The 15,373-nt window shown below is 72.2% G+C and carries 16 protein-coding genes; 8 read left to right on the forward strand and 8 right to left on the reverse strand.

Annotated elements, in window-relative coordinates; translation table 11 throughout:
* Window positions 1-37 precede the first annotated feature (37 nt).
* The 4 genes from ACFPM7_RS11055 to ACFPM7_RS11070 all read right to left on the reverse strand — a co-directional run bounded on the left by ACFPM7_RS11055 (window position 38) and on the right by ACFPM7_RS11070 (window position 3,285).
* Window positions 38-805, reverse strand: a complete 768-nt coding sequence (locus ACFPM7_RS11055; protein ID WP_378246710.1) for an SGNH/GDSL hydrolase family protein — start codon at window positions 803-805, stop codon at window positions 38-40.
* A gap of 180 nt (window positions 806-985) precedes the next feature.
* Window positions 986-2,059, reverse strand: a complete 1,074-nt coding sequence (locus ACFPM7_RS11060) for an NAD(P)-binding domain-containing protein (protein WP_378246712.1) — start codon at window positions 2,057-2,059, stop codon at window positions 986-988.
* A 14-nt stretch (window positions 2,060-2,073) separates the two neighbouring features.
* On the reverse strand, window positions 2,074-2,502 hold the full coding sequence (locus ACFPM7_RS11065) for a GNAT family N-acetyltransferase (RefSeq protein WP_378246714.1): 429 nt from the start codon (window positions 2,500-2,502) through the stop codon (window positions 2,074-2,076).
* A gap of 9 nt (window positions 2,503-2,511) precedes the next feature.
* A complete protein-coding gene (locus ACFPM7_RS11070; RefSeq protein WP_378246716.1) occupies window positions 2,512-3,285 on the reverse strand; it encodes a DUF6597 domain-containing transcriptional factor in 774 nt (257 codons plus the stop codon).
* A gap of 81 nt (window positions 3,286-3,366) precedes the next feature.
* Here ACFPM7_RS11070 and ACFPM7_RS11075 point away from each other — a divergent pair, with 81 nt between their 5' ends.
* The 4 genes from ACFPM7_RS11075 to ACFPM7_RS11090 are packed head-to-tail and all read left to right on the forward strand — an operon-like array spanning window position 3,367 to window position 7,978.
* Window positions 3,367-3,939, forward strand: coding sequence for a TIGR03086 family metal-binding protein (locus tag ACFPM7_RS11075; RefSeq protein ID WP_378246718.1), 573 nt, complete (start codon window positions 3,367-3,369; stop codon window positions 3,937-3,939).
* Between the two features lie 14 nt (window positions 3,940-3,953).
* On the forward strand, window positions 3,954-5,000 hold the full coding sequence (locus tag ACFPM7_RS11080) for an NAD(P)/FAD-dependent oxidoreductase (RefSeq protein ID WP_378246720.1): 1,047 nt from the start codon (window positions 3,954-3,956) through the stop codon (window positions 4,998-5,000).
* A 37-nt stretch (window positions 5,001-5,037) separates the two neighbouring features.
* Window positions 5,038-6,411: an FAD-binding oxidoreductase gene (locus tag ACFPM7_RS11085; RefSeq protein WP_378246722.1), complete on the forward strand. Its 1,374-nt coding sequence runs from the start codon at window positions 5,038-5,040 to the stop codon at window positions 6,409-6,411.
* Window positions 6,412-6,436: 25 nt separating this feature from the next.
* Window positions 6,437-7,978: an acetolactate synthase large subunit gene (locus ACFPM7_RS11090; RefSeq protein ID WP_378247223.1), complete on the forward strand. Its 1,542-nt coding sequence runs from the start codon at window positions 6,437-6,439 to the stop codon at window positions 7,976-7,978.
* An 82-nt stretch (window positions 7,979-8,060) separates the two neighbouring features.
* Here the strand turns inward: ACFPM7_RS11090 and ACFPM7_RS11095 are convergent, their stop codons facing one another.
* The 4 genes from ACFPM7_RS11095 to ACFPM7_RS11110 all read right to left on the reverse strand — a co-directional run bounded on the left by ACFPM7_RS11095 (window position 8,061) and on the right by ACFPM7_RS11110 (window position 11,640).
* Window positions 8,061-9,101 carry a hypothetical protein gene (locus ACFPM7_RS11095; protein WP_378246723.1) on the reverse strand — a complete coding sequence of 347 codons (1,041 nt, stop codon included), beginning with the start codon at window positions 9,099-9,101 and terminating at the stop codon, window positions 8,061-8,063.
* An 87-nt stretch (window positions 9,102-9,188) separates the two neighbouring features.
* Window positions 9,189-9,416, reverse strand: a complete 228-nt coding sequence (locus ACFPM7_RS11100; protein ID WP_378246725.1) for a hypothetical protein — start codon at window positions 9,414-9,416, stop codon at window positions 9,189-9,191.
* 11 nt (window positions 9,417-9,427) lie between these two features.
* The gene (locus ACFPM7_RS11105) at window positions 9,428-10,525 is read right to left on the reverse strand and encodes a fatty acid desaturase family protein (protein ID WP_378246727.1); all 1,098 of its coding nucleotides are present in this window, start codon (window positions 10,523-10,525) and stop codon (window positions 9,428-9,430) included.
* Window positions 10,526-10,539: 14 nt separating this feature from the next.
* Window positions 10,540-11,640: a ferredoxin reductase gene (locus tag ACFPM7_RS11110; RefSeq protein ID WP_378246729.1), complete on the reverse strand. Its 1,101-nt coding sequence runs from the start codon at window positions 11,638-11,640 to the stop codon at window positions 10,540-10,542.
* 137 nt (window positions 11,641-11,777) lie between these two features.
* Here ACFPM7_RS11110 and ACFPM7_RS11115 point away from each other — a divergent pair, with 137 nt between their 5' ends.
* The 4 genes from ACFPM7_RS11115 to ACFPM7_RS11130 all read left to right on the forward strand — a co-directional run bounded on the left by ACFPM7_RS11115 (window position 11,778) and on the right by ACFPM7_RS11130 (window position 15,347).
* Window positions 11,778-12,401 (forward strand): TetR family transcriptional regulator, encoded by a 624-nt coding sequence (locus ACFPM7_RS11115; protein WP_378246731.1) that lies wholly within the window; start codon window positions 11,778-11,780, stop codon window positions 12,399-12,401.
* Between the two features lie 163 nt (window positions 12,402-12,564).
* Entirely contained in the window at window positions 12,565-13,653 is a 1,089-nt protein-coding gene (locus ACFPM7_RS11120; RefSeq protein ID WP_378246733.1) for a Re/Si-specific NAD(P)(+) transhydrogenase subunit alpha, read from the forward strand.
* Entirely contained in the window at window positions 13,654-13,971 is a 318-nt protein-coding gene (locus ACFPM7_RS11125) for an NAD(P) transhydrogenase subunit alpha part 2 (protein WP_378246735.1), read from the forward strand. It abuts the gene before it with no gap.
* On the forward strand, window positions 13,968-15,347 hold the full coding sequence (locus tag ACFPM7_RS11130; RefSeq protein ID WP_378246737.1) for an NAD(P)(+) transhydrogenase (Re/Si-specific) subunit beta: 1,380 nt from the start codon (window positions 13,968-13,970) through the stop codon (window positions 15,345-15,347). The genes ACFPM7_RS11125 and ACFPM7_RS11130 overlap by 4 nt, the downstream gene beginning before the upstream one ends.
* Window positions 15,348-15,373 lie beyond the last annotated feature (26 nt).

The following is a 15,373-nucleotide window of genomic DNA, read 5'->3' on the forward strand; positions in this document are numbered from 1 at the left end:
CGTAGGCGTTCTGACCAGCGGGAGCTTTCGTGGGCTGTCAGTCCTGCAAGGGGCTCAGCTGAGGGCGTTTGGGAGGGCGGTTGTCGCCTGAGGAGCGGCCGGTGAGGCGGCGACCGATCCAGGGCACGACGTGCGTGCGCGCCCATCGCAGCTCGGCCTTGGCGCGCAGCGTCCACGGCAAGGGCGGGGCGGGTGGGACGGTGGCGTTCCAGTCGAACGCGGGGTCGGCGCCGAGTGCGCACAGGACGGCCTCGGCCACCCGGCGGTGCCCCTCGGCGTTCAGGTGGATGCGGTCTTCGGCCCACAGCGCCGGGGAGTCGAACACGCGCTGGGAGAACAGGTCGACCACCACGGCGCCGTGGCGCTCGGCGGCGGCGTCGACGCCATCGATGAGCTTGGTGATCCTCGGCAGCAGGCGTGCGCTGCTGCGCATCCGTCGTGTCGGGTCGATCACGCGGAACATCAGCAGCTTCCCGGAACCCTCGGTCAGCCGGGCGGCGGCTTCGTCGATGCGGCCGAGCACCCGGTCGATGTCGCAACCAGGGCGCATCACGTCGTTCATGCCGCCCGCGAAGCTGGCCAGGTCTGGACGCATGTCGGCGGCCAGGCCGACCTGCTCGTCCACGATCTGACCGACGAGCTTCCCGCGCACCGCGAGGTTGGCGTACCGGAATCCGGGCGTGTCCTGCGCCAGTCGCGCCGCCACGAGGTCGGCCCAGCCTCGACAGGTGCCGTCGGGCAGCTCATCCGACATGCCCTCGGTGAACGAGTCGCCCACGGCGACAAAGGTTGTGTGTGTGCTCATCCCGGCGCGAGCCTACCCATCGGTAACAGTGGTGCGCCAGGACGTGGGTCACGTGCGGTCGGGGGTGTGGGCGTCCGGTGACTTCGCGGCGCCGGGAGGCGATTTGCCCGGCCCCCCGCCGCCAGGTTATCGAGGGGATGCTGAGAGGGGCCAGGTGGAGTTGGGGGGTGTGGATGGAGGTCAGGCGGGGATTGTGGTGGGGCGGTTGAGGTATCGGCGGAGGGTGGCTACGGCGGCGCGGCCTGCTCGGTTGGCGCCGATGGTGCTGGCGGAGGGGCCGTAGCCGACCAGGTGGATGCGGGGGTCGGCGGTGGTGTGGGTGCCGGTCATGGGGATGCCGCCGCCGGGGGCGCGCAGGGTGAGGGGGGAGAGGTGGGTCAGGGCGGCTCGGTAGCCGGTGGCGTAGAGGATGGCGTCGGCGGGGGTTTCGGTGTCGTCGGGCCAGTGGGCGCCGGTGGGGGTCAGGCGGGTGAACATGGGGTGGGGGGTGAGGTGGCCCTCGGCGAGGGCCTGCTCGATGCGGGGGGTGAGATGCAGGTCCGTGGCGCGGACCACGCTGGTGGGGGGCAGGCCTGCGGTGACGCGTTCGGCGACCTTGGCCACGGCGGCTCGGCCTTGGGCCTCGGTGAAAGGGCCGTGGCGGAAGACCGGGGGGCGGCGGGTCGCCCAGGTCGTGGTGGCGGCCAGCGGGGTGATCTCCAGGAGGGCCTCGATGGCTGAGGCGCCGCCGCCGACGACGATGACGTGCTGGTCGCGGAAGTCCTCAGGGGAGCGGTAGTCCACGCTGTGGAGCTGACGGCCGCGGAACAGCTCCTGGCCGGGGTAGCGGGGCCAGAACGGCTTGTCCCAGGTGCCGCTGGCGTTGATCAGGACCCGGGTGGTCCAAGTCTCGGCGGAAGCGGCGGCCGTGCGGGCGGTGACCAGGAGGCGGTTGTGGGGGGCTTCGGTCACCGAGTGGACGTGGCGGGGGCGCAGGACGGGGAGGGCGTATTCGGCTTCGTAGGCGGCGAAGTAGGCCGCGATGGCTTCCGAGGCCGGGTCGTCGGGGTCGTACGGGGGCAGGGGGAGGCCGGGGAGGGCGTGGAAGCCGTGGACCTTGTCCATGCGCAGGCCCGGACGGCGATGGAGCCAGGCGCCGCCGGGGGTGGGGTTGGCGTCGAGGACCGCGAAGTCGATGGCGTGCTTCTTGAGGAAGTAGGCGCTCGACAGGCCCGCTTGGCCCGCTCCGATCACCAGCACGTCGACGTCGGTCACACCACCTGCAACGCTCAGGCGGGCGGCGATATGCCGGGCGGGGTGCCGGGGCGCTCCAGGTAGGTCTGGTCCGGGGTGGCGAAGCCGAAGCCCGCGTACAGGCCGTGGGCGTCGGCGGTGTGCAGCATCCAGCGCAGGTGCGGGCCGGGGCCGTTGTCGATCATGTGGTGGACCAGGGCCTTGCCGAGGCCGTGGCCGCGGGCCGACGGGAGGACGAACACGTCGGCCAGGTAGGCCAGGCCGACGCCGTCGGAGAGGGCTCGGGCGAAGCCGACCTGGGTGCCGGTGGCCGACTCGTAGGCGCCGACCACGCGCCACGCGCCGCGCAGCTGGGTCTCGAACTGTTCCCTGGTGCGCCAGCGTCCCCAGTACGCCTCGGTGGACAGGAACGCCCAGACGGCGTCGGCGTCGATGCGGCTCGGGTCGTCGTCTAAGTCGTACACGGGGCGAAACTACCGGCCCGCGGCGTAGCGGGCGGGTGGGACGCCGATGGCGGCGGTGAACTCGCGGGTGAAGTGGGACTGGTCGCTGAAGCCGAGGTCGGTGGCGAGGGCGGCCCAGTCCACCGCGCCGCCCTCGTCGGCGCGGGCGGCGGCCTCGTGCATGCGGTAGCGGCGGATGACCCACTTGGGGCCGACGCCGACGTACTCGTTGAACAGGCGCTGCACCGAGCGCACCGTGCGGTCGAAGCGGGCGGCGAGGTCGTCCACCCTGGTCAGGGTGAGGTCGTCGGCGATGGCCGCGACCAGGGCGCGGGCCTCGGCGACGGCCGGGTCGGGGGGAGGGCACAGCGGCAGGAGCGCGGCTTCGGCCGCGTCGGTGTCGGGGATGCCCGCCACCGGGGGGAAGCCGGGGAGCAGGTCGGCGGCGGCGAAGCGCTCGTCGGTCATGGTCGAGACGCGCGCGCCCAGCCACGGCCGGAAACCACCCGGGTGGAACCGCACCCCGAGCACGGTGCCGCGGCCGGTCAGCGTGCGCCGGAACAGGCCGTGCAGGACGCCGTAGACCCAGGTGCCGTCGGGCTCGAAGACCAGGTGGACGTTCGGGTGCGGGACGACGCGCTGGGTGAACTCCTCCGACAGGTCCCACGAGACCCGCCAGAAGTACTCCACGAACGGCGCCAGCACGGGCGAGGGCGCCGCTTTGCGCAGGTCGAACTTCGTGCGCGCCGTCCTCGGGTCCAGCACGCCCGGACTCACCTCGTCCACCCCGGTATCCACCTGCACCCCGCCACGGTAAGCCCCGGCACCGACAGCCGTCGCGTTTCTTCAAGACCGCTCGTGACCTGCGGACATACTGTCTCCGCCATGGATCACAAGCTCATGGCCCAGGCAGCGGAGGCGGCATCGGCCGTCGCGGCGCGGGTCAGCCCCGACCAGTACGACCGACCGACCCCGTGCCCGGGGTGGGACGTGCGCGCGCTCGCCAACCACCTGACGCACTGGTCGGCGGTGATCTCCGAGCGCCGCGCCCGCAAGGAGGCGCCGCTGGAGTCCGAGGACGAGAACACCGACTACACCGGCGGCGACTGGCCCGCCTTCTTCGCCGCCCGCGTCGAGCGTGCCGTCGCCGCCTGGGGCGAGCCGGGGGCCTGGGACGGCGAGATCACGCTGGTGCAGAACCCCATGCCCGCGCAGACGATCGGCACGATGCTCTTCGCCGAGCTGGTCATGCACGGCTGGGACCTGGCCGCCGCCACCGGCCAGGACTTCACCGTCGCCCCGGAGGTGGCCGACGCGGCGCTGCGCGCGATCGGGGGCATGGCCGAGATGGGCCGCGAGTGGGGCGCCTTCGGCCCCGAGGTCGTCGTGCCCGCCGACGCGCCCACCCTGGACAAGGCGCTGGCGCTCAGCGGCCGGGACCCGGGCTGGCGTCCCTGACATAGTCTCGCCGCATGGCGTGGGACTTCGTGGTGGCGGGCGGCGGCATCGCCGGGGTGTCGGTGGCGGCCGAACTGGCCCGCCGCGGGTCGGTGCTGCTGGTGGAGGCCGAGCCCGCGCTCGCCGTGCACACCACCGGCCGCTCCGCCGCGATCTTCCTGCCCTCCTACGGCGGCCCGATCATCCGCGCCCTGACCGCAGCCTCCCGCCCCCGCCTGGCCGACGGCCTGCTCACCCCGCTCCCCATGCTGTGGCTCGGCGAGGACGCCACCACCGAGATCCCCGGCTCCGTGCCGATCGATGTCGCCCGCGCCCGCCAGTTCTGCCCCGCGCTGCGCCCCGACGCCTTCACCAGCGCCGCACTGGACGAGCACACCGCCGACATCGACGCGATGGGACTGCACCAGCACTACGTCCGCGAGCTGCGCTCCCGCGGCGGCGAGATCCGCAAAGGCGCCCCGATCACCGCCCTCACCCGCAACGGCGCCTGCTGGCGGGTCGGCATCGGCCCCGACACGGTGGGCGCGGGCCAGGTCGTCGCCGCCGCGGGCGCGTGGACCGACCGCCTCGCCGAGCTGGCCGGGGTGCCGCCGGTCGGGCTGCGTCCGCTGCGCCGGACCGTGGCCATCGCCGCGGGCGAGCCGATCGATCCCGCCTGGCCGCTGGTCGCCGACGTCGCCGAGACCTGCTACTTCCGCCCCGAGTCCGGCGCGCTGCTGGTCTCGCCCGCCGACGAGACGCCCAGCGAGCCCGTTGACGCCAGGCCCGAGGACCTCGACGTCGCGCGCGCCCTGGACCGGGTCAACGAGATGACCACGCTGAAGCTGCGCACCGTGCGCACCGCGTGGGCGGGCCTGCGCACCTTCGCCCCCGACCGCGGCCCGGTCGTCGGGGCGCGCGCCGGGCACCCCGGGTTCGCGTTCTTCGCCGGGCAGGGCGGCTACGGCATCCAGATGGCCCCGGCGCTGGCCGCCGCGGGCGCCGCGGCCATCGCGGGCGAGCCGATCCCCGCCGACGTCGCGGTGACCGCCGAGCAGCTTTCGCCCGATCGGTTCGCGTGACTAGGGTTACGCACCAGTAAGCGGCGGAGGGAGTCCCATGACGGACATGCGCTCGCGGCTCGCCGGGATCGTCGGTGAGGCCAACGTGCGAGACGGCGCGGACGCGGGGGAGGACTACGCCCGCGACGAGGGGCTCACCAGCCAGGCCACCCGGCCCGCCTTCGTCGTCAAGCCGGGCAGCGCGGCCGAGATCGCCGAGATCCTCACCGCCGCCACCGAGACCGGCACCCCGGTCACCGCGCGCGGCAGCGGCACCGGGCTCTCCGGGGCCGCCGTGCCGCGCGCCGAGGCGATCCTGGTCTCCTTCGAGCGGATGAACCGCGTCCTGGAGATCGACACCGACAACCACGTCGCCGTGGTGCAGCCCGGCGTGACGCTGCGCGAGCTGGACGAGAAGACCGCCGAGCACGGCCTCGTCTACCCCGTCTACCCCGGTGAGCTGGGCGGGAGCCTCGGCGGCAACGTGGCGACGAACGCGGGCGGCATGCGCGCGGTGCGCTACGGCGTGACCCGCCACCACGTGCTGGGCGTGGAGGCGGTGCTGCCCACCGGCGAGGTGATCCGCTCCGGCGGCAAGTACGTCAAGGCCAGCACCGGCTACGACCTCACCCAGCTGATCGTCGGCTCGGAGGGCACCCTCGCCCTGGTCACCGAGGCCACACTGAAGCTGCAGCCCAGGGTCGCCCACCAGGCGACGATCCTGGCGCCCTTCGGCGACCTGGCCGCCGTGGTCGGCGCGGTCCCCAAGGTGGTGGCCAGCGGCATCGGGCCGCTGATCCTGGAGTACATCGACGCCATGACGATGGGCGCGATCACCTACACCCACGACTTGCAGCTCGGCATCCCCGACAGCGTCCGCGACACCTCCCAGGCCTACCTGGTGGTGATGCTGGAGAACCGCGACGCCGACCGCCTCGACGACGACATCGCCGCCACCGGCGAACTGCTCACCGGCCTCGGCGCGGTCGACGCCTACGTGCTGCCCGGCCCCTCGGCGCGGCGCCTGATCGAGGCCCGCGAGCAGGCCTTCCACACCGCCAAGAACGCGGGCGCCGACGACGTGATCGACACCGTGCTGCCGCGCGCGGCGCTGCCGGAGTTCATGGCCCGCGTGCAGAAGATCGCCCAGGAGACCGAGACCTTCGTCGTCGGCTGCGGGCACGCGGGCGACGGGAACGTGCACCTGGCGGTGTTCCAGAAGGACGCCGACAAGCGCGGCAAGGCCCTGCACGGGCTGTTCGCCGCGAGCATGGAGCTGGGCGGCGCGATCTCCGGCGAGCACGGCGTCGGCCACGCGAAGAAGCAGTACTTCCTCGACCTGGAGGACCCGGCCAAGATCGCGCTGATGAAGCGCGTCAAGCACGCCTTCGACCCGGAGGGCGTGCTCAACCCCGGTGTCCTCTTCGACTGACGGAACGGACCACATGAACGCCCCCATGAACGGCGCCCAGTCCCTCATCCGCACGCTCGTCGACTCCGGTGTCGACGTGTGCTTCGCCAACCCCGGCACCTCGGAGATGCACTTCGTCGCCGCGCTGGACACCGTCCCGGAGATGCGCGGTGTGCTCGCCCTGTTCGAGGGCGTGGTGACCGGCGCGGCCGACGGCTACGGGCGGATGGCCGACAAGCCCGCCGCGACGCTGCTGCACCTGGGCCCCGGCATGGTCAACGGCCTGGCCAACCTGCACAACGCCCGCCGCGCCCGCACCCCGATCGTCAACGTCATCGGCGACCACGCGCTCACCCACAAGGGCTTCGACGCGCCGCTGGAGTCCGACATCGACGGGCTCAACGCCTGGACGAACGGCTGGAGCCGCACCTCGGGCGACCCGGCGTCGGTGGGCAAGGACGCCGCCGAGGCCGTCGCCGCCGCCCGCGGGGGCCGCATCGCGAACCTGGTGCTGCCCGCCGACGTGTCCTGGGGCGAGGGCGGCGAGGCCGCTGCCGAGGTCCTCCCGCCCGCGCCCGCCACCGTCGCCGACGACCGGATCAGCGAAGTGGCGGACGCACTCGGCGAGAACACCGTGCTGCTGCTGGGCTCCGGCGTCACCCGCGAGCGCGGCCTGCGCGCCGCGAGCCGCATCGCCGCCGCCACCGGGACCAAGCTGTTCGCCGAGACCTTCCCCGCGCGCATCGAGCGCGGCGCGGGCCTGCCCGCCGTCGACCGGCTCGGCTACCTCGCCGAGCAGGTGCAATGGCAGCTCACCGGCGTGAGGAACCTGGTGCTGGTCGGGGCGAAGGCCCCCGTGTCGTTCTTCGCCTACCCCGGCAAGCCCAGCGAGCTGACCCCCGATGGCTGCCAGGTGCACGTTCTGGCCGAGGTCGGCGACGACGTGCTCGACGCCATGGAACGCCTGGCCGAGGCGGTCGCCGCCGACACCGAGCCGGTGCTGAAGGAAGCCTCCCGGCCCGAGCTGCCCACCGGCGACCTCACCCCGCAGAACTGGGCTGACGTCATCGGCGCGCTGCTGCCCGACGGCGCGATCATCTCCGACGAGTCCAACACCTCCGGCATCCTGGTGCCGACGGCGACCGCGGGCGCCCCGCGCCACGACGTGCTGACCCTGACCGGCGGCGCGATCGGCCAAGGCCTGCCGGTCGCGGTCGGCGCGGCGATCGCCTGCCCCGACCGGCCGGTGGTCTGCCTGCAGTCCGACGGCTCGGCGATGTACACGATGTCGGCGCTGTGGACGATGGCCAGGGAGAACCTCAACGTCACCACGGTGCTGCTCAACAACCGCGCCTACGCCATCCTGCGCATGGAACTCGCCCGCGTCGGCGTGGAAGGCGCGGGCCCCAAGGCGAAGTCGCTGCTCGACCTGTCCACACCGGACATGGACTTCGTGGCGATCGCCCAGGGAATGGGCGTCCCGGCGACCCGGGCGCGCACCGCCGAGGAGCTGGCCGAGCAGTTCCAGCGGGCCCTGGCCGAACCCGGCCCGCACCTCATCGACGCGCTCGTCCCGCCGCTGCTCTGAGCCCGCACGTGCGGGCGCCCCCTCCTCCCGCCCGGTCGGGAGAGGGGGCGCCACGCCGCCTCAGAGTCGTTGTTCCCTCCGCTTACCCGTCAGTGCCCGCGTCCACATCGGCGTCCACGTCCGCGTCGACACCGGCGTCGATGTCCGCGTCGGCGTCCACGTCGGCATCCACATCAGCGTCGATGTCCGCGCCCAGGTCCACGTCCGCGTCCACGCCGGCGTCGATGTCCGCGTCGACACCGAGGTCGAGGTCCACGTCCGCGTCGAGGTCGACGTCCGCGTCCACGCCGAGGTCGATGTCGATACCGATGCCGCCGCCGTCGCCCTCGTCACCGCCGGGGACCTGCGGGTCGTCGGCGTCGATGCCGTCGAACTCGACGTGACCCCACTGGATCTCACCGCTGTCGAGCACGCCGAGGTCGATGGTGCCGCCGGAGAAGCCGTCGTTGACCTCCGCGACCACGTTCGGGCCGCCGCCGATGCCGCCGTCGGTGCCCGCGTCGACTCCGGCGTCGATGTCCGCGTCGACACCCGCGTCCACGTCCACACCGGCGTCCACACCGGCGTCCACGTCCACGTCGGCGTCGAGGTCGGCGTCCACATCAGCGCCGAGGTCGGCGTCGACACCCAGGTCGATGTCGATGCCGTCACCGTCGCCGCCGAGGTCGACGTCCACGACCGGGCCGTCACCGAGATCGACGTCGACGCCGGCGTCCACGTCGCCGTCCACCCCGGCGTCGACATCCACGTCTGCATCCACGTCTGCGTCGACACCGGCGTCCACATCGGCGTCCACATCGGCGTCAAGGTCGACGTCGGCGTCGATGTCCACCCCGAGGTCGAGGTCGATGTCCCCGATGATGCCCAAATCGATGATGAGCCCGCAGCAGTTCTGGGTCTCGGAGGGCGCGGCGGACTCGGCTGCGGTCGCCGATGCCCCCGTCGCGGTCATACCGAGCGCGAGCACGGACGCGCCGAGGGCGGTGCCGAGTCGTCTTGCCGCAATGCGCATGCTGTCTCTCCTAGCTGGACGGACGTTGCGGTCACTTCCGAGCCTGGCAGACAGAATGCGGCCCGACGATTCATCGGACGAGTGGAAATGATAGGACCCGATCAGTGCCATCCGAGCGGGTACCGGCCCCGAACCGCCTCACCGATCGTGGCCACCAGTGGGCAAACCACGGGATCGGGCGTACTCATTCGTGGCTTATCAGGGGGTGTCGTTCACGACAACCGGAGCATCCGGGGCGCGGTCGTCGGCGCGGGCGCGCCTGCTCGCCTCGTTCATCTCGATGACGTCGGTGGCCCAGTCGCCGACTTCCCTGGCGATGTCGCGCACGGCTCCGGCGATGATCTGGGCGATGCGGCCGACGTGGTCGGCGGCGGACTCCGTCAGCTCCTGCACCGTGTCCTTGCGGGTCTCGAACTCGCTCACCATCGCGCTGCTCCTCACGCCGCACGCCGTGCGCGGTCGTCGTCGACGGTACCGGCCGGGGCGCGGTTCGGGAGCGCGAGCCGCACGATCTTGCCGAACACCGAGCCGAGCTGCTTGGCGAGTCCGCCGGTGTTGTACGGCAGCCCGTACTTCGCGCAGATCGCCCGCACCTCGGGCGCGATCTGCGGGTAGCGCCGGGCCGGGATGTCCGGGAACAGGTGGTGCTCGATCTGGTGGGAGAGGTTGCCGGTGAGCACGTGGAACAGCGGGCCGCCGGTGATGTTGGCCGAGCCCAGCATCTGCCGGTAGTACCACTGCCCGCGGGTCTCGTCCCGCGTCTCCTCCTCGGTGAAGGACTCCACACCGGTGGGGAAGTGGCCGCAGAAGATGATGGAGAAGGCCCACAGGTTGCGCACGAGGTTGGCTGTGGCGTTGCCGACGAGAGTCGGCACGAACAGCGGGCCGGTCAGCGCGGGGAACAGCGCGTAGTCCTTGATGACCTGCTTGATCCCCTTGTGCCACATGCGCTTGCGCTCCGGCGCGGTCTCCGACCACGCCTTCTCCCCGGAGGCCACCTTCTCGATCTCCAGGTCGTGCAGCATGACGCCCCACTGGAAGAACACGGCCAGCAGCGTCGCGTACACGGGATTGCCGAGGTAGTACGGGTTCCACTTCTGCTCGGTGTCCATGCGCAGGATGCCGTAGCCGATGTCGCGGTCCTTGCCGAGGATGTTGGTGTAGGTGTGGTGCACGTAGTTGTGCGAGTGCTTCCAGTTCGCCGCGGGCGCGACGGTGTCCCACTCGAACATGCGGGAGTTCAGGGCCGGGTCGCGCATCCAGTCGTACTGGCCGTGCATGACGTTGTGGCCGATCTCCATGTTGTCGAGGATCTTCGACAGCGACAGCGCGCCGACCCCGGCCAGCCACGCGGGCGGCAGGAAGCCCAGGAACAGCAGGCCGCGCCCGGCGACCTCCAGCGCGCGCTGGACCTTCACCACGTCGTAGATGTACTTGCGGTCGGCCTCGCCGAGGTCGGCGAGCACGCGGTCGCGCAGCTCGTCGAGGTCGCGGCCGAGCGCGGCGAACTGGGCGGGGGTGAGCTGGGGAGCCATGTGGTGCCTGCCCTTCAGATGTCGATGGTCACGTCGCCGACCGGGACCCGGACGCACAGCTGGATCTCCTCGTCCTCCTCCGCGGAGACCTCACCGCTGCGCGCGTCGCGCACGCACCCGGCGGTCTTGACGCTGGTGCAGGAGAAGCAGATGCCCATGCGGCAGCCGTGCTCCGGTGTCAGGCCCGCGGCCTCGGCCTGCTCCAGCAGCGTCCGCCCGGAGTTCGGCGCGCTGCGCCCGCTGCGGGCGAAGGTCACCGTGCCCTTCGCCTCGCCGGCTGCCTCGCCGGTCGCGTCGGCGAGGCCCGCGGACACCGGCGCGGGGGCGAACTCCTCGGTGCGCAGCCGCCCGGCGGCGCCGAGACGGGTGTAGATCTCGCGGACGGAGCTCATGAGCCCGGGTGGGCCGCACAGGTAGGCGGGGGCGTCGGCGAACCAGGGCGCCGCGGCGCGCAGGTGCTCCTCGGTGCAGAAGCCGCGCAGGTCGCCTGCATCGGTGTCGGCGTCGGTGTAGGCCAGGACGAGCCGGACGCCCACGGTCCGCTCGGCCAGGGCGCGCAGCGCGAACAGGTGCGGCACGTCGGACTGGCGGCGGGCGTAGTGCAGGAAGACGACCTCGCCGCGGTGGTCTTCCTCGGCCAGGGTGCGCAGCATCGACAGGACCGGGGTGATCCCGCTGCCGCCGCTGATCAGCAGCAGCCGCTCGGGCCGCCGGGCGCCGAGGGTGAACGCCCCCTCGGCCTGCGAGAGGTGCACGACCAGGCCCGGTCGGGCGTTGGCGTGCAGCCAGCCGGAGACGAGGCCGCCGTCGTGGGCCTTGACCGTGAGGTCGAAGCCGTCGCGGTGCTCGGAGGTGGCGGGGGAGTAGCAGCGGGTGCGGCGGACACCGTCGATGTCCACCGAGACCCGCACGAACTGCCCGGCGCTGAAGCCGCGCCAGCGGTGCGTCGGCCTGATGCTCAGCGTCACCGTGTCCGAGGTGGTTCGGTGCACGGCTGTGACCTGACCCCGGATGTCGTGAACGGTCAGCATCGGGTGTAGGAGTTCGAGGTATCGGTCCAGGCCATGCGGGGTGGCGAGCGCCTCCAGCAGGCGTAGTCCGGTGCCGAGCGCCATCGTCCCTCCCGGTCATCGTGAACAGATGTACACTGAAAGCGAAGCGCGGGAGAGGGCGGTCTGTCAACCGGGACGGCTGTGAGCCCCGCAACAAGGTGGTCGGAGCAGTGGTGGAGCACGCGCGTACGCTCACCGCCGTGAGTGATGTGGTCGTGGGGACCCGGCAGGAGCGCAAACGGCGGACGCGGCAGGCGCTGTTGGACGCGGCGCTGAGACTGCTGGACCGCAGCAGTCTCGCCGGGCTGAGCCTGCGCGAGGTCACCCGCGAGGTGGGCATCGTCCCGACCGCCTTCTACCGCCACTTCGCCTCGATGGACGAGTTGGGCGTCGCCCTCGTCGAGGAGAGCATGCGCACCCTGCGCGGGATGCTCCGCGAGGCCCGCAAGGCCGACATGGACGACGCGATCCGCAGCTCGGTGCGCATCCTGGCCGACCAGGTCCTCGCCGGGGAGAACCACTTCCGCTTCCTCATCCGCGAGCGCCACGGCGGTGTGCCCGACGTGCGCCGCGCCATCGCCACCGAGCTGCGCTTCATCGGCAGCGAGCTGGCCACCGACCTCGCCCGCTTCCCGGGGATGTCCGCATGGGACGCCGACGACCTGCGCATGGCCGCCGACCTCATGGTCTCCGGCATGCTCGGCATCGTCACCGCGCTGCTCGACGCCCCCCGCGACCCCGAGCACGTCGACGCCGCGCTGAAGGTGGGCGAACGGCAACTGCGCATCGTCGCCCTGGGCATGGCGCACTGGCGGGTGCGCTAGGCCGCCGGTCACCTGCGGACGACCGAATCCTGACGCGCCGCTGTTATAGCCGAACGTACGGATTGTTATTTCCTGGTATCTTCGCAGGTCACAGCGAACAGGCCGACAAATGGCAAAGTTGACCACCTGCCGGAGTGCACCCACGAGGTGGTAAACCACTCGTGTGACGGCCAACACTGTCGTAGGCGTCCCGACGGAGACCGCTGCGGGTGAGCGGCGAGTGGCGCTCGTGCCGAAAGTGGTCGAGAAACTGCGTTCGCGCGGCCTCGACGTCGTTGTCGAACCGGGCGCCGCCACCGCCGCGCTCATTCCCGACGACGCCTACACCGCCGCCGGGGCCACCCTCGGCGATCCCTGGCAGGCCGACCTCGTGGTCAAGGTCGCCGCCCCCACCGCCGACGAGGCCGCGAAGCTGCGCCGCGGCGCGTCGCTGATCGGCTTCCTCGCCCCGCTCACCGCGCCCGCCGGGATCTCCGCGCTGCGCGAGGCGGGGGTGACCGGGTACGCGGTGGAGTCGATCCCGCGGATCTCCCGGGCCCAGTCGATGGACGCGCTGTCCTCGCAGGCCAACGTCGCCGGATACCGGGCGGCGCTACTGGCCGCCGAGCACCTGACCCGCTTCTTCCCGATGCTGACCACCGCCGCGGGCACCGTCCCGCCCGCCAAGGTGCTGGTGCTCGGCGTCGGTGTCGCGGGCCTGCAGGCGCTGGCCACCGCCCGGCGCCTCGGCGCGCGCACCACCGGCTACGACGTGCGCCCGGAAGTCGCCGAGCAGGTCCGCTCGGTCGGCGCGCAGTGGCTGGACCTCGGCATCGAGGCCGGGGGCAGCGGCGGCTACGCCCGCACCCTCACCGACGCCGAGCGCGAGGAGCAGCAGCACCAGCTCGGCAAGGCCATCGGCGGGTTCGACGCGGTCATCACCACCGCGCAGGTCCCCGGGAGGACCGCGCCCCGGCTGGTCACCGCCGAGGCGGTCCGCGGCATGCGGCCCGGCGGCGTCGTGGTCGACCTGGCGGGCGAGTCCGGCGGCAACTGCGAGCTGAGCGAGCCCGGCGGCACGGTCGTCGCCCACGACGTCACCGTCACCGCGCCGCTCAACCTCCCCGCCACGATGCCCGAGCACGCCAGCGAGCTGTACGCGCGCAACGTGCTCGCGCTCATCGAACTGCTCGTCGACGACTCCGGCGCGCTGCGGCCGGACTTCGCCGACGAGATCGTCCGCGGCGCGTGCGTCACCGGGGAGGGGGAGTAGATGCTGCTGCAGAACCTGGCCGTGCTCGTGCTCGCGGGCTTCGTCGGCTTCCTGGTCATCTCCAAGGTGCCCAACACCCTGCACACGCCGCTGATGTCGGGCACCAACGCCATCCACGGCATCGTGCTGCTGGGCGGCCTCATCGTCCTGGGCCTCGGCGCCGAGGGCACCCTCGACAAGATCCTGCTGGTGATCGCGATCGCCTTCGGCACGATCAACGTCGTCGGCGGGTTCCTGGTCACCGACCGCATGCTCGGCATGTTCAAGGGCCGCTCCGGCAGCGCCAAGGACGCGGGCAAGGAGGAGACCACGCGATGACGGTCGTCCAGATCCTCTACATCGTCGCCTTCGCCCTGTTCGTCTACGGGCTGATGGGCCTGACCGGCCCGCGCACCGCCGTGCGCGGCAACTGGATCGCCGCGGCGGGCATGGGTGTCGCCGTGATCGCCACGCTGATGATCCCCGGCATGGGCAACTGGTGGCTGATCCTGCTCGGCATCGCCATCGGCACCGCGGTCGGCGTGCCCTCGGCGCGGCAGGTCAAGATGACCGCGATGCCGCAGATGGTGGCGCTGTTCAACGGCGTCGGCGGCGGCGCGGTCGCGCTGATCGCGTGGGTCGAGCACCGCCAGAGCGACGGGTTCGCCCACGGCGCCGCCTACGTCGCGATCGCCAGCCTGTTCGCCGCGCTCGTCGGGTCGGTGTCGTTCTGGGGCTCGCTGATCGCCTACGGCAAGCTCCAGGAGATCCTGCCCGGCAGGCCGATCGGCGCGGGCAGGCTCCAGCAGCCGGTCAACCTCCTGCTGCTCGCGGGCGCCGTCGCCTGCGGCGTGGCGATCGTGGCGGGCGTCTCCGCCGAGATCCTCGTCATCGGGCTGCTGGTGCTGGCGGCCGCGCTGGGCGTGCTCGTCGTGCTGCCCATCGGCGGCGCCGACATGCCGGTCGTGATCTCCCTGCTCAACGCGCTCACCGGGCTCAGCGCCGCGGCGATGGGCCTGGCGCTGGACAACACCGCGCTGATCGTCGCGGGCATGATCGTCGGCGCGTCCGGCACCATCCTGACCAACCTGATGGCCAAGGCCATGAACCGCTCCATCCCGGCGATCGTCGCCGGGGGGTTCGGCGGCACCGGCGGCCCGGCCGCCGAGGTCGACGGCGACCGCAGCGTCCGCAAGACCAACGCCTCCGACGCCGCGATGCAGATGGCCTACGCCAACCAGGTCGTGGTCGTCCCCGGCTACGGCATGGCCGTCGCCCAGGCCCAGCACGTCGTGCGGGAGATGGCCGACCTGCTGGAATCGCGCGGTGTGCCGGTGTACTACGCCATCCACCCGGTGGCGGGCCGCATGCCCGGCCACATGAACGTCCTGCTCGCCGAGGCCGACGTGCCCTACGAGCGGCTCAAGGAGATGGAGGACATCAACGGCGAGTTCGGCCGCACCGACGTTACCATCGTCATCGGCGCCAACGACGTCACCAACCCCGCGGCCCGCACCGACCCGTCCTCGCCGATCTACGGCATGCCGATCCTCAACGTGGACGAGAGCCGCTCGATCATCGTGCTCAAGCGCGGCATGGCGGCGGGGTTCGCAGGCGTCGACAACACCCTCTACTTCGACCCCAAGACCGCCATGCTCTTCGGCGACGCCAAGGCCTCGGTCGCCGAGCTGGCCGAGGAGCTGAAGGGCATCTGAGGGACCGGGCTGGATAGTCGGTCCGC

Source organism: Actinokineospora guangxiensis (assembly GCF_042657845.1).
Lineage (GTDB): Bacteria > Actinomycetota > Actinomycetes > Mycobacteriales > Pseudonocardiaceae > Actinokineospora > Actinokineospora guangxiensis.

Bases quoted from the DNA above. Each gene is read 5' to 3' on its own strand.
- ACFPM7_RS11055 (WP_378246710.1), bottom strand. From the start codon at position 805: ATGAGCACACACACAACCTTTGTCGCCGTGGGCGACTCGTTCACCGAG.
- ACFPM7_RS11105 (WP_378246727.1), bottom strand. From the start codon at position 10,525: ATGGCTCCCCAGCTCACCCCCGCCCAGTTCGCCGCGCTCGGCCGCGAC.
- ACFPM7_RS11085 (WP_378246722.1), top strand. From the start codon at position 5,038: ATGACGGACATGCGCTCGCGGCTCGCCGGGATCGTCGGTGAGGCCAAC.
- ACFPM7_RS11130 (WP_378246737.1), top strand. From the start codon at position 13,968: ATGACGGTCGTCCAGATCCTCTACATCGTCGCCTTCGCCCTGTTCGTC.
- ACFPM7_RS11100 (WP_378246725.1), bottom strand. From the start codon at position 9,416: ATGGTGAGCGAGTTCGAGACCCGCAAGGACACGGTGCAGGAGCTGACG.
- ACFPM7_RS11090 (WP_378247223.1), top strand. From the start codon at position 6,437: ATGAACGGCGCCCAGTCCCTCATCCGCACGCTCGTCGACTCCGGTGTC.
- ACFPM7_RS11095 (WP_378246723.1), bottom strand. From the start codon at position 9,101: ATGGCACTGATCGGGTCCTATCATTTCCACTCGTCCGATGAATCGTCG.
- ACFPM7_RS11075 (WP_378246718.1), top strand. From the start codon at position 3,367: ATGGATCACAAGCTCATGGCCCAGGCAGCGGAGGCGGCATCGGCCGTC.
- ACFPM7_RS11110 (WP_378246729.1), bottom strand. From the start codon at position 11,640: ATGGCGCTCGGCACCGGACTACGCCTGCTGGAGGCGCTCGCCACCCCG.
- ACFPM7_RS11125 (WP_378246735.1), top strand. From the start codon at position 13,654: ATGCTGCTGCAGAACCTGGCCGTGCTCGTGCTCGCGGGCTTCGTCGGC.
- ACFPM7_RS11080 (WP_378246720.1), top strand. From the start codon at position 3,954: ATGGCGTGGGACTTCGTGGTGGCGGGCGGCGGCATCGCCGGGGTGTCG.